Source organism: Martinezella lusitana, from assembly GCF_900094565.1.
GTDB classification, from domain to species: domain Bacteria; phylum Pseudomonadota; class Alphaproteobacteria; order Rhizobiales; family Rhizobiaceae; genus Rhizobium; species Rhizobium lusitanum.
Genome location: NZ_FMAF01000021.1, coordinates 70,178 through 88,610, shown reverse-complemented (window position 1 = coordinate 88,610; position 18,433 = coordinate 70,178). Strand labels below are relative to the sequence as shown.

At 58.6% G+C, this 18,433-nt stretch carries 16 protein-coding genes and 1 pseudogene; 10 read left to right on the top strand and 7 right to left on the bottom strand.

All coding sequences use genetic code 11. The annotated features are described in order from the left end of the window. Positions 1-282 precede the first annotated feature (282 nt). From GA0061101_RS28380 to GA0061101_RS28345, 7 genes and pseudogenes are all read left to right on the top strand, one after another. Positions 283-1,523, top strand: a pseudogene (locus GA0061101_RS28380) (ISAzo13 family transposase). Next, complete coding sequence (locus GA0061101_RS28375) at positions 1,513-1,854, top strand: hypothetical protein (protein ID WP_092576196.1); 342 nt, start codon at positions 1,513-1,515, stop codon at positions 1,852-1,854. The pseudogene GA0061101_RS28380 and the gene GA0061101_RS28375 overlap by 11 nt, the downstream one beginning before the upstream one ends. A gap of 588 nt (positions 1,855-2,442) precedes the next feature. Further along, on the top strand, positions 2,443-3,333 hold the full coding sequence (locus GA0061101_RS28370; RefSeq protein ID WP_092576194.1) for a transglutaminase family protein: 891 nt from the start codon (positions 2,443-2,445) through the stop codon (positions 3,331-3,333). Positions 3,334-3,695: 362 nt separating this feature from the next. Then, complete coding sequence (locus GA0061101_RS28360; RefSeq protein ID WP_092576188.1) at positions 3,696-3,911, top strand: hypothetical protein; 216 nt, start codon at positions 3,696-3,698, stop codon at positions 3,909-3,911. A 72-nt stretch (positions 3,912-3,983) separates the two neighbouring features. Then, on the top strand, positions 3,984-4,178 hold the full coding sequence (locus GA0061101_RS28355; protein WP_092576185.1) for a hypothetical protein: 195 nt from the start codon (positions 3,984-3,986) through the stop codon (positions 4,176-4,178). Between the two features lie 120 nt (positions 4,179-4,298). Continuing rightward, positions 4,299-4,562: a hypothetical protein gene (locus tag GA0061101_RS28350; RefSeq protein ID WP_092576182.1), complete on the top strand. Its 264-nt coding sequence runs from the start codon at positions 4,299-4,301 to the stop codon at positions 4,560-4,562. Positions 4,563-4,764: 202 nt separating this feature from the next. Then, on the top strand, positions 4,765-5,145 hold the full coding sequence (locus GA0061101_RS28345; RefSeq protein ID WP_208865039.1) for a hypothetical protein: 381 nt from the start codon (positions 4,765-4,767) through the stop codon (positions 5,143-5,145). Positions 5,146-5,724: 579 nt separating this feature from the next. On the opposite strand, the gene GA0061101_RS28340 is transcribed toward GA0061101_RS28345, so the two are convergent. From GA0061101_RS28340 to GA0061101_RS28320, 5 genes are all read right to left on the bottom strand, one after another. Further along, the gene (locus GA0061101_RS28340; protein WP_092576179.1) at positions 5,725-6,645 is read right to left on the bottom strand and encodes an SMP-30/gluconolactonase/LRE family protein; all 921 of its coding nucleotides are present in this window, start codon (positions 6,643-6,645) and stop codon (positions 5,725-5,727) included. Between the two features lie 34 nt (positions 6,646-6,679). Further along, entirely contained in the window at positions 6,680-7,630 is a 951-nt protein-coding gene (locus tag GA0061101_RS28335; protein ID WP_037190793.1) for an ABC transporter permease, read from the bottom strand. Further along, a complete protein-coding gene (locus GA0061101_RS28330; protein ID WP_092576175.1) occupies positions 7,627-8,571 on the bottom strand; it encodes an ABC transporter permease in 945 nt (314 codons plus the stop codon). Before GA0061101_RS28330 ends, GA0061101_RS28335 begins: the two co-directional genes overlap by 4 nt. Then, the gene (locus tag GA0061101_RS28325; protein ID WP_425350031.1) at positions 8,568-10,031 is read right to left on the bottom strand and encodes an ATP-binding cassette domain-containing protein; all 1,464 of its coding nucleotides are present in this window, start codon (positions 10,029-10,031) and stop codon (positions 8,568-8,570) included. The genes GA0061101_RS28330 and GA0061101_RS28325 overlap by 4 nt, the downstream gene beginning before the upstream one ends. Positions 10,032-10,141: 110 nt before the next feature. Then, positions 10,142-11,158, bottom strand: coding sequence for an ABC transporter substrate-binding protein (locus GA0061101_RS28320; RefSeq protein WP_037190798.1), 1,017 nt, complete (start codon positions 11,156-11,158; stop codon positions 10,142-10,144). A gap of 299 nt (positions 11,159-11,457) precedes the next feature. Between GA0061101_RS28320 and GA0061101_RS28315 the strand changes: the two genes are divergently transcribed. The 3 genes from GA0061101_RS28315 to GA0061101_RS28305 all read left to right on the top strand — a co-directional run bounded on the left by GA0061101_RS28315 (position 11,458) and on the right by GA0061101_RS28305 (position 15,057). After that, positions 11,458-12,696 carry a GAF domain-containing sensor histidine kinase gene (locus tag GA0061101_RS28315; RefSeq protein WP_092576169.1) on the top strand — a complete coding sequence of 413 codons (1,239 nt, stop codon included), beginning with the start codon at positions 11,458-11,460 and terminating at the stop codon, positions 12,694-12,696. Then, complete coding sequence (locus GA0061101_RS28310; protein ID WP_092576166.1) at positions 12,693-13,424, top strand: response regulator transcription factor; 732 nt, start codon at positions 12,693-12,695, stop codon at positions 13,422-13,424. The genes GA0061101_RS28315 and GA0061101_RS28310 overlap by 4 nt, the downstream gene beginning before the upstream one ends. 103 nt (positions 13,425-13,527) lie before the next feature. Continuing rightward, positions 13,528-15,057 carry a UxaA family hydrolase gene (locus GA0061101_RS28305; protein WP_092576163.1) on the top strand — a complete coding sequence of 510 codons (1,530 nt, stop codon included), beginning with the start codon at positions 13,528-13,530 and terminating at the stop codon, positions 15,055-15,057. 15 nt (positions 15,058-15,072) lie between these two features. On the opposite strand, the gene GA0061101_RS28300 is transcribed toward GA0061101_RS28305, so the two are convergent. Then, complete coding sequence (locus GA0061101_RS28300; protein ID WP_092576240.1) at positions 15,073-16,068, bottom strand: GntR family transcriptional regulator; 996 nt, start codon at positions 16,066-16,068, stop codon at positions 15,073-15,075. A gap of 336 nt (positions 16,069-16,404) precedes the next feature. Further along, entirely contained in the window at positions 16,405-18,087 is a 1,683-nt protein-coding gene (locus GA0061101_RS28295; protein WP_092576160.1) for an FAD-dependent oxidoreductase, read from the bottom strand. Positions 18,088-18,433: the final 346 nt, after the last annotated feature.

The following is an 18,433-nucleotide window of genomic DNA, read 5'->3' as shown; positions in this document are numbered from 1 at the left end:
TTTTGGTTACATGTAACTTATCAGAAGCCTACAAGCTTGCCAACATCCTTTCTAGAAGCGACCCTCCCCGGCATCGGCGCTGCGCCGAGCCGGTGTCCGCCATTTCAAATTCCATCGCCTACGAGAACCTGATGGTCCAAGCTAAGGGCCTGAGACGGAACAAACGATTCGTGACGAGCTTTGTAGGATACTCGGGAGGTGTGAGCCGGCGAGATCTGACCGAAATGCTGGACGGGTCGGGATCTTTCTGATTCAGTGGCCGGATGGATTTGAGCGACCTGGATGATTGATATCGTCGCGATCAAGGCGCGCTTCGAGACGCTTGCGCCCTATCTCGATGAGCGGGCACGGCGTCTGTTGGCCGCAACCGAGGCTCGCGCGGCAGGCCGAGGTGGAGTGGCGGCGGTTTCGGCGGCGACAGGCGTTGCGCGCAGTACGATCGGGCGCGGTCTTACGGAGTTGCGGACCGCTGATGCGCACCTGGAACGTCGGATTCGGCGGCCGGGCGGCGGCCGCAGGCCAAAGACCGAGACTGAGCCGGGCCTCCTGGCCGCGTTGGAAGAGCTGGTGCAATCGGCGACCCGTGGCGATCCCGAAGCGGCATTGCTGTGGGTGAGGAGAAGCCAGCGCCACCTTGCCTGCGCATTGGCACAACGCGGTTTTACGGCCAGTCAGAGATTGGTTGGTCGGCTGCTGCGCAAGCTTGGCTTCAGCCTCCAAGCCAACAGGAAGACCTTGGAAGGGGCGTCGCATCCTGACCGCGACGCCCAATTCGAGCACATCAACCAGAAGATCAAACAGTTCCAGGCTGCCGGCCAGCCCGCCATCTCGGTCGATACCAAGAAGAAGGAGCTGGTTGGCGACTTCAAGAATGGCGGGCGTGAGCTGCGGCCCAAAGGCGACCCCGAACCCGTGCGCGTTCACGACTTCAAGATACCCGAATTCGGCAAAGTTGCGCCTTAAGGCGTCTACGACATCACCGACAACTCGGGTTGGGTGAATGTTGGCATCGATCATGACACCGCCGCCTTTGCCGTGGAGAGCATTCGACGCTGGTGGAATGCTTTGGGAAAGAGCCGCTATCCTGGTTCTACCAGCCTGCTCATCACCGCCGATTGCGGTGGCAGCAATGGGGCTCGTGTGCGACTGTGGAAGCGCGAGCTTCAGCCAATGAAACCGGTTTAGTTATCACGGTCGCCCACCACCCGCCGGGGACCAGCAAATGGAACCGCATCGAGCACCGCCTATTTGCGTTCATCACACAGAATTGGCGCGGCAAGCCCCCCGTCAGTCATGAGGTCATCGTTCAACTGATCGGCGCCACCACGACGGCCAACGGGCTCGACGTTCAATGTTGCCTCGACGAAAACGACTATCCCAAGGCCATCAAGATCTCCGACGCTGAAATGAATGCAATCAATATCGACCGTGATCCCTTCCACGGTGTGTGGAACTACCCGATCTTGCCCACGTCCGCTGAGTCCGATAACGCCATCGCCAAGAGTATCGCCGATGATCGATGATCCTGAGAAAACCGATCGCCTTGTTCGTGAACTAGAGGCGTCACTTCCCCTCGAAACGACACTGTCTCAGACGCTCAAACAGACTCTGACCAAGCAATCTCCGGATCTCGAGATCCCCGATAGCTGCCACATGACACGCATTTTCTACATGGGAGAGGAAGGCGGCATCGTGTGCGGGCTGGACATCGGCGGACCGGAAGCCAAAACCCCCTACATCGTCTCCATCACGCATCTCACCTTTAACAAACGGATGCCGCTGTTCCGACAAATCGACGCCTATCAACGCCACCGTATCAAGAAGCTCAAACAACAAAACCGTCGCAACTACTGACCTTCAACACGGACGAAAGCCAAACACCCGCTTATGACGAATTGGTCGCAACAATGATTGCCTCCCTGACCCATCGCGACAGCCCGGCAATTCTCCAACGTATCGTGCCGTTTGAGACGATAACTCCAGAGAGCGTGTGAGCCTGCAATGCGAGATATCGGGCAGCAGTCTCAGTATCGAAGAACTGATTTGACCGGCGTCGACGACAATTGAGCCTGGTGGCGGCGGTGGGGATAATGATAAGCAAGGCGACGTGCTTCGACTACCCATCCCAATTTACATGTCGAGGCGAATACGCTTAGACTCCGCTGTTGCCTGCCCGGCGGCGATGTCAGTGGTTCGCATATGGACCCGCGCGGAGCGCGATGGTGCACTCTTTCCTTGAGAAACCCAATATAAAATTGCCAAACTTCCGATCGAAGCTCCGAAAGCCCGACGAAGCAGATGCATATCGGCGGCTGCCGGCGTTTATGCCTGTGATCGCCAAGCGGCGTCTGCTATGGCATTGGCTCTCGCATCGCCTCCAAGCAAAAAAGAGATGCAGGATTTATAGGTAACACTGCCCTCGCAACTATCATCGGTGATTGGATGACCACATTCTCCGTCCGGCATATCACCTCCTATCGCTACACAAGACCTGTGGAGTTTGGCGAGCACCGCCTGATGTTCAGGCCAAGGGACAGTTTCGACCAGAGGCTGTTGAGCTCCCACCTGCAGGTCGATCCGCAGCCGGAATACGTCCGATGGATCCATGACGTGTTCGGCAATTGTGTCGCCCTGGTTGGTTTTGCGGAAGCCTCGCGTGAACTTCGCTTCGAAACAACCATTCGCCTCGACCATACGCCGCACATTGCCATCGACCTTCAGATCGACGAGGCGGCCCTGACCTATCCTTTTGCATACGATCCGGAGGAAGCGCTTGATCTGGAGCGGACCATTCATCGCCATTACCCAGATCCGGGGGATGCGGTCGGCAAATGGGCGCGGCAATTCGTGCGGATCGGCCAGCCTACCGAAACCGGGCGCTTGCTGATGACCTTATGTTACGCGATCCACGAGAGCTTCATCTACGCCCGGCGGTTGGCGCATGGCACGCAGACTCCACTGGAAACCCTGCAGCTTCGGCGTGGAACCTGTCGCGATTTTGCATTGCTAATGATGGAGGCGGCGAGATCGCTTGGGCTCGCTGCCCGCTTCATCACCGGCTATATCTATGTTCCCGACCGTGACGGCTCGTTGACGCTCGGGGGCGGATCGACCCATGCCTGGTGCCAGATCTACCTTCCGGGCGCCGGCTGGGTTGAGTTCGATCCCACCAACGGTATCGTCGGCAACCGCGACCTGATCCGCGTCGGCGTCGCCCGCGACCCGAAACAGGCGATACCCCTGTGGGGCAGCTATGATGGCAGCGCATCCGATTTCGACGACATGTCCGTGCAGGTGAATGTCACGACCGATGATCGCAGTGTCAGGCTTTGAGGTCCACGTCCCCGGACAAGGCTGGTGCCCACTCGCCCTTCAGGTTCGTTTAAGCGAGCTCCGATAAAGCACGGATCGTGCGAACACTCGCGCCCCCCAGCCGGAGGTTCGCACAGGGAGGTCTTTTCAATAGGCCTTTTTAAGCTCTGCCTCAATGCCACGAGGCAGAGCTCTTCGCGTTTGTCATCGGCATGTACCGCTTCACAATGCCGTAGCTGAAGTCGGATACCTTCTTCATCCAGGGAAGCCAATTGCGTTGCGGCAACTCGGCAATGATCTGTGGGACCAGTGGAACTTTCATCGTACTTGACTTCACGTGTCCCTCTGGCACGGTAAATGTTACGTCAAAAATAGGAAGATCCATGACCCCAGAACGTTTTTCCGAATGCCTTTTGCATATCCGCTGGACGCCCATCAATCTGGCGAGTGCCCTGCAATGCGACTTATCGTGGGTGGAGGCGCTGGAAGCAGGGAATGCCGATGTGCCGACTGGATTGGCGGCGTGGCTTGAAACTCTCGCACAATGCCATGAGGTTGCCGGCGTTCCAACGACCTATCGCGGACGTGGGCACGAGTGAGATTAACAGTCGCGGGACGCGCGACTAACGCGAGTTATCGATGAGCAACCACCCCCGGCGGAGGAATTTGAGATGAATGATGATTTTCGCTTAAAGCTTGTCAAAATTAGAGACGAAAAACTCGCCCATCGCAATGAGCTTCTGGCGATGAAGTTGCAAGGCGCAGGTGCGAAATGGGTCAACGAAGATATCGATATTGAGGGCATGATCGCCCGCGAACAACTCGCGATCGACAACCTCGACGATACGATTGCCCGCCTCAGCTAAAAGCGCCCGATCGTAACCTAAAGGCGAATCCTTGCCATCGACATTCGCGCGGCTTCTGATATTTCTTATATTTTACAGCGACGACCGTTCTGGGAGGAACTTCACCGTCGGGAGGAACACATGGCCGGCAAACCGAACAACCGTGATGCTGCCGCCCTGTCAGCCGGCGCGGTGGCGCTTTCGAATTCCGCCATGCTTGCAGCGCTGATCGGTCATCTTCGGCGGATCGGCGCGATTAGCGCTGAAGCAGAGCGCGATATGTATGAGAACGCCCTTCAAATGCTTGAGGAAAGTCAGGGCGATGACCAAAGCGGCGTATTCGCAGCGGCTCGGGAACTCATTGCAGAGCATTTGAAACCGCATAGTTCCAAGCTGGCAACTTAGGATAGGTCACGGACAACCGGATCGTGCGAACGCTCGCGCCGCACCTCCTGGGCAAATGCGATGTCGTGCAAACGATTACGTTTTTCGGCTCGCATGTCCCGCAATTTGGGGTTTGCAGGAGACAATTGGGTTTCAAGTTACGCCATTGATTGTCATTTCACGGGAGGCTGAAAGAGAGTATCTTATACGATGGAGGAAGGTCATGCGTCGCTACCTCATCGAATGCGTTCTTCAACCAGAGGAGATCGACAATCTTCAAAAGATTTTCGACGTTATCATTGCTCAGCCCTGGTTCGTTTTGAACGATGTCAACCGAGAGATGTTTGCGGTGGATCTGATCAAGCTCTACCAAAGTGGAATTGTTGATTGCAATGTACTACGCGATCTCGCCACATCGAGAGCCATTAGGCGCTTCGGCCGAGAAATGCCGAGGACCCCATCGGAAAATGAAAGAAAAGCCTATGAACAAGGTATTGCAGCAGGAAGACGACACCTGAACGATAGGCCGAATCCATATCCGGAAAACAGCACACTTGCGGCTGCCTATGAGAATGGTCTTCTTGACGGTCAAAAACTGCAGTAAATGCCAGCCGGCTCGATTCTCGCGGGCTCGACCATATCCGGCCTGAGTTTACCGACAATTTGATGAAGAGGGCCGCCGTCGATCGACGTAACCTCGTCACACCACTGCCAAGAATTTCGCGTCATCCCTGTAATTTTCCTCGTTTCACTAAGGAGCTAGGGCCCACACGCCCGGAGGCGCCGAGTCACGAAAGGATAATTTATTATCTAGGAACTCACCCTTGAGTAGTGTAATATTAGCGGACGGACAAGTTCACACCCCTGACACTTGGTCGCACTAAGTGAGCCGTTATCGGTCTCCCGGCTCTGCCTTGCCCCACAAGGCAGAGCCGCTTCTCTATTCCCAAGAGAAGGAATGCCAATGGTGTGGCCCCTGGAGCAGCCGTGTCCGGCCCGGCGAAAGCGTTCAGAGAAGTCGTCTCAGCCGTAATCCGTCGACCTGCGCCAAGCAAGCAAAAAATATCAATACGAAATCAAGGGTTGGCTATCTGCAATTGCCGGCGATGAATTGTCGGTTGCTTTAATGATAACGGAGGACCGCTACCATCAACTTCAACGCGCCTGAATGGGCCAACCACATCTAGGGCAGTTGGACGCCTGTGGCCGTGGTGTAGACGCGGTATAACGATTGCGTCGCAGCGATAAACAGCTGATTGCGGCGAGGCCCGCCAAAAGTCAGGTTGGCGACCGTCTGCGGTATCTTGATCTTGCCGAGCAAGGTGCCATCGGGCGCGAAGCAATGCACGCCGTCGCCGGCACTCGTCCAGATATTACCCGCAATATCCGCGCGGAATCCATCCGGAATGCCCGCGTCGATGTCGCAAAACACCCGGCCGTTGGCGAGCTTGTTTCCATCGATCACGTCGAACACGCGAATGTGCCGCGGAGCATTGATGTCATGGCTTGCGGCAGAGTCGGCGACATAGAGCTTGGTCTCGTCCGGTGAAAAGGCCAAGCCGTTCGGCTGACGGAAATCATCGACCACGATCTCTAGTTCGCCGGTCGCCGGGTCCAGCCTGTAGACATTGCGTGTCGCCTGTTCCGGCTCTGCTTTGTAACCCTCGTAGTCCGACAGGATGCCGTAGGTCGGATCAGTGAACCAGACGGATCCATCGGAGTGGACGACCACATCGTTGGGCGAATTCAATCGCTTGCCCTTGTAGCTATCGGCAAGAATGGTGATCGAACCGTCGATCTCGGTGCGCGTCACCCGGCGGGTGCCATGCTCGCAGGATACCAATCGCCCCTGCCGGTCGCGCGTGTTGCCGTTGGCGAAATTCGAGGGAGCGCGGAAGATCGACACGCTCCCACCCGGCACCCAGCGCAGCATGCGTTCGTTCGGGATATCGCTCCAGATCAGGCATCCGGTATCTGCGAACCAGACCGGCCCCTCCGCCCAGCGGCAATCGGAATAGAGTTCCTCAAGACCAGCACTGAGAACCACGAGATCGCGGAACCGCGCGTCGTACATTTCGTAGATGGACGGTGCGTCGTTTGGCATTGCTATTTTCCTGTAAAGACCGCTGGGAACAGTGTCAGCGCCCGCCGATGGGACGGCCGCCGGCAACGAGAATGACGGCAATGATGATTAAGCCGGTGAGAATGAGCCTTGGGCCTGCGCCGAAACCATAGGTGTTCAGCATGGAAACGACCAGGAACATGAACAGGGACGCACCCCATATGCCCGGCACATTTGAATCGCCGCCGGCGACCGCCGTTCCGCCGATGATGACGACGGCGATCGACATCAGCAGGTATTCGGCCCCCATATTGAGAGCTGCTCCCCCGGAGAAGCTGGCGAGAAGATAGCCGCAGATCGAGGCGAGAATGGCGCAGAGTACATAGGTCGCAAGCCGCGTGCCGTCGACGGGAATGCCGGCCATGCGCGCGGCAAACATGCTCTGTCCGATCGCCGAGATCCAACGACCGTAGATCGTCCTCTCCAGCAAGACCCAGGCAAGCGCCGAGAGCAGAAGCGCGACGATGGCGACATTTGGAATGCCGAGCACACCGGACGTGGTGAAATCTGCCAGTTGCTCGGGCGGCTTGATACGCAGCCCGCGATTGCTCCAGATGGCCGCCGACTGGATGATGAAGCTCATCGAGAGGGTCGCGATAATAGGTGGAATGCGCAACAGCTTGATCAGCGCATAGTTGCCGATCCCGATGCCGAGACCGATCACGATCGACACCAGCAGACCCGGCACGACCATGCCGTCCTCGACATTCATCAGCTTCAGCGCAATCGTACCGGCAAGCGTCATGGTGGCCGGCACCGAGAGATCGATATTGCCGGGCCCGAGCGTGATGACGAACATCTGCCCGATGCCGACGATGACGGAGAAGGCGGCAAAGGTGAGTGCGGCCTGCGACAGGCCGATCGAACTGGCGCCGCCGGTGAAAAGCACCGTGATGATCCACACGAGGATGGCAGCGACAAAGGACCAGATCCAGGGCTTCCGGCCGAGCGCACGAAGAGCGATCATGATTGTTTCTCCCGCTTTTCGACACGGTTGAGCAAGAGCCTCAGGGCAAGCACGATGACCAGAATCGCACCCTGCGCACCGATCTGCCAGTCCGGCGAGATCCGCAGGAAAGACAGAAAGGAGCCCGCCAACGTCAGCGTCAGCGCGCCGATCACGGCACCCACCGGTGAGACGCGCCCGCCCGTGAATTCGCCCCCGCCAAGGATGACCCCGGCAATCGACAGCAAAGTATAGCGCAGCGCGATATTCGCATCCGCTGAGGTCGTAAGGCCGACAAGCGCAACACCGGCCAGCACGGCGAAGAGGCCGGCCAGAGCGTAAGCCGCTGCACGCAGGCTGACGACGGACCAGCCCGCACGCTGGAGCGATCGCTGATTGCCACCGACACCGCGGATAAGAACACCGAAGGAAGAGCGCATGACAATCAGGTGGGAAATCAACGCGATGACGACGCTCGCGACGATTGCTATGGGGACAAGTGGCGGCTTAGAGGTCATCAGCCAGCGCGCCCAATCCGGCGCGGTACCGCCTGGTGCCGGCAGCAAAAGGACCGCCAGACCGCCCCAGACGAAGCTCATGCCGAGCGTCACGACGATCGACGGCAGATCCCTGATATAGATGATGATGCCGATTACGGCATAGACGGCAATCGCTGCAGCCAGGATGAGGATGCCAATGAGCGGGGACGACTGCAGATAGGTCGCCGCCACGCAAGCGGTGAAACTGACGAAGGTTCCCATCGACAGATCGAGATCGTTGACCGACATGATCAACATTTGGGCGATCGTCGCAAGCGCAATGGGCACGGCAAGATTGAAGAGCAGATTGAGGCCGATATAGCTCATGGCTCGCGGCTGCAGATAGAAGACCGCGACGAGCAGGACGGCAAGCGAGAGCGCCGGGATCAGCAGGCGCAGGGTGGCGGAAGATGGACGGTTCATGCGTCTTCTCCGGCAAATGAAGCGGCCAGCACATTTTCCTCGGTGATTTGGTCCCCAACCAGTTCCGCGATGATGGCGCCATTGCGGAAGACATAGGCGCGATCGCAGAGGCGGATCTCATCCATCTCGGTCGAGTACCAGATGAAGGTGCGCCCGGCCGCTGCTTCGTGGTTCAGGATCCTGTAGACCTCCTGTTTGGTGCCGATATCGACGCCGCGCATCGGATCGTCCATCAGCACAATCGGCGACGTGGTCGCTAGCGCACGAGCAAACAGAACTTTCTGCTGGTTGCCGCCCGATAGCGACAGGATTCCGTTTTCCATGGCTGGCGTGCGGATTTCGATGCGGCCCTTCCAGTCGGCTCCCAGGCCTTCTTCCCGCTGTCTGTTGACGAGGTACTTCTGCGAGAGCTCGCCCAGCGATGCGATGCTGAGGTTCTTCAAAATGCTCCACAGGGGAAAAGTGCCATTCAGGCTTCTGTCGCCGGCAACGAAGGTGATCTTGTCCTGCCTGCCCGGCAGCCAGTTGCTCGAGAGCGACCGATGGAGATCGAGGAGCATTTCGGTCTGGCCGTGGCCAGCAAGACCGGCAAGGCCGATCACCTCGCCCTTGCGGACCGCGAAGGCAAGACCCTTGCCGCCGCGCGCAGGCAACGCAAGAATGGGAGATGCCGCGACACGCTCTTCGTTCCTCACTTTGCGATCCTGTTCCTTGACGACACTACCCATCGCCTGAACAAGGCTATGCACGGTAAAATCCTGAGCCACGCGATCGGCAACGACGCGGCCGTCTTTCATGACCAGAATGCGGCTCGCGGTCGACAGGATCTCGCCAAGGATATGCGAGATCAGCATCACAGCGCCGCCTGTCTGAACGAAAGCCCGGACATAGGCCATCAGTTGCGCCGCCAATCCGGCATCGAGCGAAGAGGTGGGCTCGTCGAGAATGACGAGCTTCGGCTCTTCCCCCACGGCACAAAAGGTAATCGCGATCTCCACCATCTGCCGCTCAGCGATGGAAAGTTCGCCGACAGTGCGCATGACATCGATCTTGTGGCCGGTGAAAATCTCGTCGAGCTTGGCGCGGATGATCGCCGCAGCCTGCCGCCGCCAGTTCCAGCCGGCGAGGCTGCGGTGAACGACCCGCATGTTCTCGACGACGGTCAGGTTGGGCGCGAGCGATAGCTCCTGGAAAACACAACGAATGCCAAGCGCACGCGCAGCGTTGATGCCATGCACTTTATCGTCGCCCTCATAGGCGATGATGCCTTCGTGCGGGCTCAGACCGCCATTGATCACGTTGACGATCGTCGACTTGCCGGCGCCATTGTGACCGACAAGACCGATACATTCGCCGGCAAGAATTGTAACATCGGCGCCATCAAGCGCCTTGACGGCACCGAAATGTACCTTAACGCCGCGGGCCGAGACGACCGCTTGCGGCTCGGCATCCTGTCTCATCGAAGCATTGTCTTTGACTGCAATCATGGATCGTCCGGTCGGGCGTTGCGTCTGCCCAGCGCCACCTTCTCATCGGGCGGCGCTGGTTTTAAATAGCAGGTTGATATCGACTACTTCGCCGTGGCGATGGCTTTCTTGGCATCGTCGAGCGTGTATTCAACATTGGCGACGCCGCCAGCCTGGGTCGAGGCAAGGTTGGTTTCGAGATTGTTCTGATCGATGCGCAGGAACGGCACGACCAGATCCTTCTTCACCTGCTGGCCGTCGAGGATCTGCTGGGCGACCCAGAAGGCGAGTGTCGAGACGCCGGGCGCGATGGAAACCGACATGGTCTCGTAGCCGCTGGCGTCCTTCTCCTTCTTCCACCAGGCAAGCTCGTCCTGGCGGTTGCCCATAACGATCGTCGGCATGGGGCGCTTTGCGGCTGCGAATGCTTGCGCGGCGCCATAGCCGTCACCGCCCTGGGTCACGACCGCGGCAATGTCAGGCAGGCTCGGCAGGATACCCGCGACGGCGCGTTGGGCAACATCCTGCGCCCAGTCACCATGCACCGAACCGACGATTTTGAACTGCGGATATTTAGAGGCCGCATCGTGGATGCCGGCCGAAATCTCGTCATCTACGGAAACGCCGGCAAGCCCGCGAATTTCCAGGATATTGCCGCCCTTCGGCATTTTCTTCGCGAGATACTCGATCTGGCTTGCGCCCATGCCCTTAAAGTCGACCGCAATGCGCCAGGCGCAGGGTTCGGTGACGATGCCGTCGAACGAAACGACGACGATCTTGGCATCGCAGGCTTCCTTGATCGCGCCGTTCAGCGCGGTCGGCGATGCGGCATCGATGACGATCGCATCATAACCCTGCAGGATCATGTTCTGGATCTGCGCGGCCTGCTCGGTCGCCTGGTTTTCTGCCGTCGTGAACGGGTCGGCGGCGGCAACGACACCCGCTTTCACGGCCTCGCCAGTCACCTTCTGCCAACTGGTGAGCATGGCCTGGCGCCAGGAGTTGCCCGCGTAGTTGTTCGACAGGGCAATTTTCTTGGATGACGTATCTGCAAAAGCAGCAGCCGGTACGGCAACGCTCGCGATGACGGCGGATGCCAGAAGCATCTTGGTAATATTCATTTTTTTCCTCCCAAAGAGCCTGTACTTCAACTTCCAGGCCAAGATTTTCGAACGCGCTCCTCAACGAACGATCGAAAATATTATTTGCACTGAAGGTTCCCCTTTCAGTAGAAACAGGATGTCCGAGATTGTGGCGCTTGTACAGGCGCTTAAAGGGCGGGACCTTGCGGGATCCCGCAGAAAAGATGCGCAAGTCCGCAGGACGAACGACTTTGTTCGGCGCTTAATAGCGTTGGAAATTTACATGCTGCGATCGGCCGGAGGAGTTGAGGTCGACGCGTTGCCTGGGAGGGCCTGTCTTGCGCGATCTGGCGCCGCAATCGGTCTTTGACCATTACCTCAACATTTCAAGGCTCATCGCCGGACGGCTCGATTTTCACTCCGTCATCCAGGCGGTCGCGGCCGAGATCAACCATGTCATCCCGCATGATCACCTCGATGTCTGCATCATCATGGTGGATGAAAAATTCCATACGGCCTACGAAAGCGGAATGGAGACCGATTGGGGCAAGCGCTTTCCCGCTCCAGTCAGCAATAGCCCCATCCGCACGCTTCTGTGGGGCGAGACCGACCATCTGCTGACAGATGACGCCTGGAGCGATCCGCAATTCCATTTCCAGGGGGCCTTTTCGCATCCGATCTTCCATCAATCGCTGCACAGCCGCCTGCATGTCCCCCTCAAAGTCCAAGGCCACGTCATCGGGGCACTCTCCTGCTCCAGCCATCAGATGGGCTTTTACGACATGCAGGATGTCGAAAGCGCACGTGTGATTGCCGATCTGTTGGCTCCGCACTTCTTCGCCATCCGCGCGGCCGATCAGGCGAAACGATCCGCTATCGTCGAGGCGGAGGCACGGGCTCGCGAGGAAGGCCTGCGGCTCGGCGCGCTGAAACTGACGGAGGCCCTTGAGGCGGAGCGCCAGCGCATCGGCATGGATCTGCACGACCAGATTCTCGCCGATCTCACTCGACTTTCGCGGCGGCTGGAACGGCTGGCGCGTCAGCCCGACGTAACAGGCGAGGCGCTCGAACCTCTCTTCCGGGGTCTGCAGCACAGCATGCACGATCTTCGCCAAATCATTGAGGAAGCAAAGCCCTCGGTCCTTCAGCTCTTTGGCTTTGCCCAGGCGGTGGAGAACCACCTCGAACGGTCGATCCAGGAAAGCGGGGCAACGCTGACATGGAGGCTGAACGATGAAACGAGCGGTGCCATCGACCGCCTCGAGCAATCAGTCAGCATCGCGCTTTTTCGCATTGCACAGGAAGCTATCAACAACGCGATCCGCCACGCCCAGGCAAGCAGTATTGCGGTTCATCTTATGGCCACCGAGGGAGCCGTCACCATCGATGTCATCGATGACGGCCTCGGGCTTGGAAACGCCCACAGATCCTCCGGCGGCGGTATCGAAAACATGAAGACGCGGGCGCGATTGATTTCGGCGCGCTTCGCGATCAAAGCCGCGGCAGCCTCCGGAGGCACGCTGGTCAGCGTCAGCCTGCCCGCCAAAGAGCTATCGGCCAAGGGAGCTGCGGCATGAAGGTGCTGATCATAGAGGACGACCCTCTCCATCGATCCTATTTGAGCGAGGCCATCCGCGCCGCCCTCCCCGAATGCGATGGCGTGCTGGAAGCAGAAAACGGCGGAGCCGGAGAGCGGCTGGCGCGCGATTGCAAATCGGCCCATATCGTCATGGACCTGCAGATGAGCGTGCGCAACGGCATCGAGGCTGCGCGCACCATCTGGAAGGAGCGCCCGGAAACGCGCATCCTGTTCTGGTCGAACTACTCGGACGAAGCCTATGTCCGCGGCGTCTCTCGCATCGTGCCGGTCGGTGCCGTCTACGGTTATGTGCTGAAATCGGCCTCCGACGACCGGCTGAAGCTCGCGCTGCGCAGCATTTTCATCGAAAGCCAGTGCGTGATCGACCGCGAAGTGCGCGGCATGCAGCAAAGAAGCCTCGGCACCATCAACGGCTTCACCGAGGCCGAGTATGAAATCCTTGTCGACATCGCGCTCGGCCTCACCGATCGGGCGATTGCGCACAGGCGCAATCTGTCGGTACGCAGCGTGCAGAACCGGCTGCAGCAGCTCTACATCAAGCTTGGCGTCTATCAGCCGCTCGGTGGCCAGAGCGACGAGGGCCGGTTCAATCTGCGGGCGCGAGCCATTGCCGTCGCGCTCCTTCGAAAGCTGCTCAATCACAGCGCGCTGGAGCGGGCCGAGGCGGATCTGAGCGCCTGGCTTGCACGCCAGCCGCACAACTGATGGAAAGAACTTTGCCGCCGGCGTCAATCACGCTTGACGCCCTCCCTGTCGAATGATTGTCTATTGCTAGCAATAGACATTAATCCAACCTCACGGAACCCTCATGTCCGCCGTTTCGCCTGTCATCCTCCTTAATCCCATAGACGACGTCGCGGTTGCCCGCGCGATGATCCGTGCCGGGAACCAGACCGGCATCGAAGGATTGATCGCTGCCGAGCAGATCCCGCGCGGACACAAGGTGGCGGTGCGCGATATCGCCGCCGGTCAAGAAATCCGTAAATTTGGCCAACCGATCGGCGTAGCGACGCAATTCATTCCGGCGGGAGGCCATGTGCACCTGCAAAATCTCGCCGTCATCGAATCCGAGCATCCCTACCAATTCAGTGTCGATATCGAAGAGACGGGAATGCTGCCGCGCGAGGACTGTCGCACCTTCATGGGCTTCGATCGCGGTGCCGGCGGCGTCGGCACCCGCAACTTCATCGGCATCATCACTACGGTCAACTGCTCGGCCACCGTCTCGAAATATATCGCCGAACACTTCAACCGCACTGGCGGCTTGGAAGGCTTCGGCAATGTCGATGGCGTCGTCGCGCTCACCCATGGCGGCGGCTGCGCGATCAATATGAATTCCGAGGGCTATCGCTACCTGGCACGAACCCTTCAAGGCTATGCGCGCCATCCGAATTTCGGCGGCATCCTGATGATCGGGCTTGGCTGCGAAACCAACCAAATTGCGCCCATTCTGGAGCACTACAAGCTCGAAGAGGGAAACCGGCTGCGCACCATGACCATTCAGGATCTCGGCGGCACGCGAAAGACCATCGCCGCCGCCTCCGAAATGATCCGGGATATGCTTCCCGAGGTCAACGCGGCCGAACGGACCGTTCAGCCGCTTTCGGGATTGAAATTGGCTTTGGAATGCGGTGGATCGGACGGCTATTCGGGAATCTCCGCCAACCCGGCGCTCGGATATGCCTCGGATCTTCTCGTTCGCAATGGCGGAACATCGGTTCTGGCGGAGACCCCGGAGATCTACGGCGCGGAACACCTGCTGACGCGGCGCGCTGCAACGCCTGACGTCGCTGAAAAACTGCTATCCAGGATCGACTGGTGGCGCGACTATACGCGGCGCAATGGAGCGGAACTCAACAACAACCCGTCCTACGGCAACAAGCTCGGCGGGCTCACGACCATTCTGGAAAAATCGCTCGGCGCGGTCGCCAAGGGTGGCACCATGCCGCTGAAGGCGGTCTACGAATATTCGGAGATCGTCGACAAGACCGGCTTCGTCTTCATGGATACGCCGGGCTACGATCCGGTTGCCGTCACCGGCCAGGTCGCCGGCGGCTGCAACGTGATCTGCTTTACGACAGGCCGGGGATCGGTTTCGGGCTTCAAGCCGGCTCCCTGCATCAAGATCGCCACCAACACCGAGATGTACAATCACATGCGTGAGGACATGGACATCAATTGCGGTGACATCGTCAGCGGCGAGGATACGATCGAGGCGGCCGGCGAGCGCATCTTCGAGGACATCATTGCAGTTGCCTCCGGCAAGAAGACGCTGAGCGAAACCTTCGACTACGGCGATAATGAATTCGTGCCCTGGCAGGTCGGCGCGATCACCTGATACCGCCTTTGTCCGCTAGGCGATGAAACTGTAGTCATCAGGCTGATAATGCTCGCGAATATAGGTAGCGCGCGCCTGGACATTCGGCTCGGAATTGCGGATGTGGTTGCGCATGGCCTTGCGTAACCCCTCCTCGTCGCGCCGCCGCATCATCTCGAAGACACCGATATGTTCAGCAAGAAACGGCTCGTATTCCGGCATTTTGATGCGAATGCCGACGACATGCTTGCTGAGCGTCAGGATGCAATGGGTCCGCCTGAGGATGCTCAGGAACTCCTTGTTCGGGCAAGCCTGAAGGCTGCGAAGGTGAAGATCGAGCTCCAGCTCGTACATGGTCGAGGCCGAAACGTCGGGATAATCAGCAAGCGCCGTCGACAGCCGCGCCAGCATCATGCCGATATGATCATCCGAAAGCCCGCCCAAGGCGCTTGAAAGCGCGATCGGCTCGATCTGCTCGCGCACCTCGTAGAGATCGCGGATGCGCTGGCTGTCGAGCGGCACGATCAACCAGCGGAAATTGTCGTCCTTTTCAATAATGCCGAGCGTTTCGAGCTTCAGGAGCACATCCCGCGCCACCGCACGGCCGACCCCGAAATGCCGCGCAAGCTCGTTTTCATTGATACGGTAGCGCCCGAAAAACGAGCGGTAAACAACGATGCGCTCGACATTTTCATAAAGCGCCTGCCAGGCAAACATCGGCCTAGCATCGGCCTCGATCAGCTTGCCGAGATAGTCGGCCAGCTTCTCCCGTCTGGGCGGCGTTCCCGACGAGCCGACGACAAAACCGCGGCCGTCGAAGCGATTGATCAAGCCATCCTCGACTAACATTTGCAGCGCCTGCCGAACGGGCGCGCGGCTGCTGCCGACAATGCCGGCAAGGGCAGCCTCGGTCAGCACGATGCCTTCCGGCACGGCACCCTCCAGGATTTCAGCCTTCAGCCGCCCATGAAGCTCCTCATAAAGGCTCCTCTTGCGCGGACCACCGCTGCCCTCCAAGTCCGATACGCTCATACCGCCCATTTCCCTTGTGCGCAGATCCTGCCGTTTCGCTGAGGAACATCGCACAATTGGGAGGAAGACAACAATCCTGGAAAGACCGTCGTGCAGGGCAGCAACGCGCTGCAGGACATTTTTACCGACCGAGGTGACGGCACCGATGATGGTGTCATACGTTCCTCGCGTTTCGTTGAGAGGAATGCCGCGCAATTTCTCGACCGTCTAGCGATCGTAGAGGACCGGGGCAAAAAAGCCGGACACACCCTGCTGCCCGATACTTTCTCGGCGAGCAACGCCGAGTTTCGCGTAATTCTCAGCCGGCCGATCAGACGCACGATACGCAGCACGACATCAGCAAATGCTTCGCGGGACACTCAGAGGCGTTCCCCTTTGAGGTTCCAAGCGGCTGCTCGTCGACAAACCTGCAGCCGTGCTTTGACGGCGGGCCAGAGTAGCCAGATGTTCGGCGAGTCTGACGGCCAAGGCGACGGCGGGAAGCGTGGGGTTAGCTTGTCCGGATGTAGCGAAAACGGAGCTACCGGCGATGTAGAGGTTAGCGATATCGATGACGCGACAGTTGTGGTCGACGACGGCGTGGTTGCGGTCCACGCCCATCTTGGTCAACCCGATCTGATGGTAGCCGTCTTTGGCTTGTGCGGCGATATGCTCTTCAAGATTCTCGGGGGCTGTATCGAATATCAGCTTGCCTATTTTGCGCTCCTTGAGCCAGCGATCAAGGGCAAGATGTGCTTGGAGCGTGCCGCGAAAATCCTGAGGTAAATATTGGAATGAGACCTCGAGCTTGAACTGGCCGTCCGCATCTTGCACGGGCTTGAGGAAGGCGCGGTTTGAACTGCTTGGAATTTGCTCCCCATGGTAACGAAGGCCGTATCTCAAGTCAGGCCTGCGCAGCAGAACATATGGTTCGGCCACGCGGTATTTTTGGTTAAACAGCGCCAGCGCGGCAGAGGTCGTGCCAAGAGGATTGCGCAGGACATTATGCAGCACACTATAGTAATGGGATCGGTCGGCTTCGCCCCATCTCGCCCTGTGAACGACGGTCTTCCGACTGTTCCAAAGATATAGCAGCGAGAGCGCCGGATCGACCTCATCGACAGCAGCCCTCCGGTTTGTGGGCCAAAAAGCGATATTCGGCAACTCGAGTGCCCGTTGCAATTGGGGGGCGGGTTGAAACCGGTTACACACGAAGGTTCCGGTGGATGTACGCTTAAAAAGATACCGTTCGGCATGTTCCTTGGTGGCGAATTCGATCTGCGCGATCTGTCCGGCGAGGTGTCCCATGTAGAAGCGGCCGAGCGGCCCATCGCTTCCGCCGAACAATTGCGGAAACGCAACCTGGAGGTTCAGCAGCAGCCGGGTATTGCCCCTGCCGCCACAGGCCAGCACATAGTGGTCGGCGCGCACCTTGTACGAACCACCGCGGCAGGCGATCGACATGGAATGGACCCGTTCTTCCACTGGGTCGAACACCAGAGCTTTGACCCTCGCGTCTAAAGCGACGACGAGGTTCTGCGAAGAAGCGATCTCAGCCCTGTTGGCTCTCGCTGTGTTGCGTATTCGTGTCCAGCTTTCCCGGGATGCTGGAAAATCAGTCTCCGGCTCCGGCTCCGGATCCGATCGCTGGTCGCCGATATTACTGCTCAAAAGAGACCGCGCCCGCTGATAGAAAGGCGAAATCTTTTCGTGAGCAATAGGCCAACCGGAGTGTGTGACATAATCTCTTGCTTCGAAGTCTATATCATCAAGCTCAACGCATTGCCCACCCCATCGTTCGGACGTGCCGCCAAGTCCGGTGGCCGAAGTAAGTCGGTCCGCAGCGTGATAGATATCGTCTCCTACGTCGAACCCTGTTTCGTTTTGGTGAGGTCGTTTCGATCGTTTCGGCCCGGCTTCGATAAGCAGCGTTCGCAGGCCTCGCCGGCTCAATTCCAGTGCAGCGGAAATACCGACCGGGCCTGCGCCCGTGACGCACACGTCAAACACCTGTTGAAAGACCTCTAAATCCGCAAACATCTGCCCCCCAAAATTTCGAGCTAGCGTCCTTTCAGCAGCAGCCGCAATCCCGTTACGTCCCCTTGCGGCACTGCGGATAGGTCTTGGCGCGATCGCCACCGGATGGAAGGTGGAGGCGCAGACCTGCGGGGGCACGCTAATGCTTCATCATCCGCAGAACAATTTCACCTTAAGTAGAATGAATTCGCTCGTCACTTCGAGCAAAAGCATTAGTAACTGCTTTGCACGCTATACAACCCCGGTCGTCGTCCAGCCGAAACAAAAGGCATCCGCAACGGCAAACCGAAGTGCGCTACGTCAGACGTTCGCCGATCGTGTTGGCGGATGGCGCTATCAAGTCGCTCAG

Excerpts from the sequence above, each read along its gene's own strand:
- GA0061101_RS28375 (WP_092576196.1), top strand. The coding sequence starts at position 1,513 with ATGATCGATGATCCTGAGAAAACCGATCGCCTTGTTCGTGAACTAGAG.
- GA0061101_RS28370 (WP_092576194.1), top strand. The coding sequence starts at position 2,443 with ATGACCACATTCTCCGTCCGGCATATCACCTCCTATCGCTACACAAGA.
- GA0061101_RS28360 (WP_092576188.1), top strand. The coding sequence starts at position 3,696 with ATGACCCCAGAACGTTTTTCCGAATGCCTTTTGCATATCCGCTGGACG.
- GA0061101_RS28355 (WP_092576185.1), top strand. The coding sequence starts at position 3,984 with ATGAATGATGATTTTCGCTTAAAGCTTGTCAAAATTAGAGACGAAAAA.
- GA0061101_RS28350 (WP_092576182.1), top strand. The coding sequence starts at position 4,299 with ATGGCCGGCAAACCGAACAACCGTGATGCTGCCGCCCTGTCAGCCGGC.
- GA0061101_RS28345 (WP_208865039.1), top strand. The coding sequence starts at position 4,765 with ATGCGTCGCTACCTCATCGAATGCGTTCTTCAACCAGAGGAGATCGAC.
- GA0061101_RS28340 (WP_092576179.1), bottom strand. The coding sequence starts at position 6,645 with ATGCCAAACGACGCACCGTCCATCTACGAAATGTACGACGCGCGGTTC.
- GA0061101_RS28335 (WP_037190793.1), bottom strand. The coding sequence starts at position 7,630 with ATGATCGCTCTTCGTGCGCTCGGCCGGAAGCCCTGGATCTGGTCCTTT.
- GA0061101_RS28330 (WP_092576175.1), bottom strand. The coding sequence starts at position 8,571 with ATGAACCGTCCATCTTCCGCCACCCTGCGCCTGCTGATCCCGGCGCTC.
- GA0061101_RS28325 (WP_425350031.1), bottom strand. The coding sequence starts at position 10,031 with ATGAGACAGGATGCCGAGCCGCAAGCGGTCGTCTCGGCCCGCGGCGTT.
- GA0061101_RS28320 (WP_037190798.1), bottom strand. The coding sequence starts at position 11,158 with ATGAATATTACCAAGATGCTTCTGGCATCCGCCGTCATCGCGAGCGTT.
- GA0061101_RS28310 (WP_092576166.1), top strand. The coding sequence starts at position 12,693 with ATGAAGGTGCTGATCATAGAGGACGACCCTCTCCATCGATCCTATTTG.
- GA0061101_RS28305 (WP_092576163.1), top strand. The coding sequence starts at position 13,528 with ATGTCCGCCGTTTCGCCTGTCATCCTCCTTAATCCCATAGACGACGTC.
- GA0061101_RS28300 (WP_092576240.1), bottom strand. The coding sequence starts at position 16,068 with ATGAGCGTATCGGACTTGGAGGGCAGCGGTGGTCCGCGCAAGAGGAGC.
- GA0061101_RS28295 (WP_092576160.1), bottom strand. The coding sequence starts at position 18,087 with ATGTTTGCGGATTTAGAGGTCTTTCAACAGGTGTTTGACGTGTGCGTC.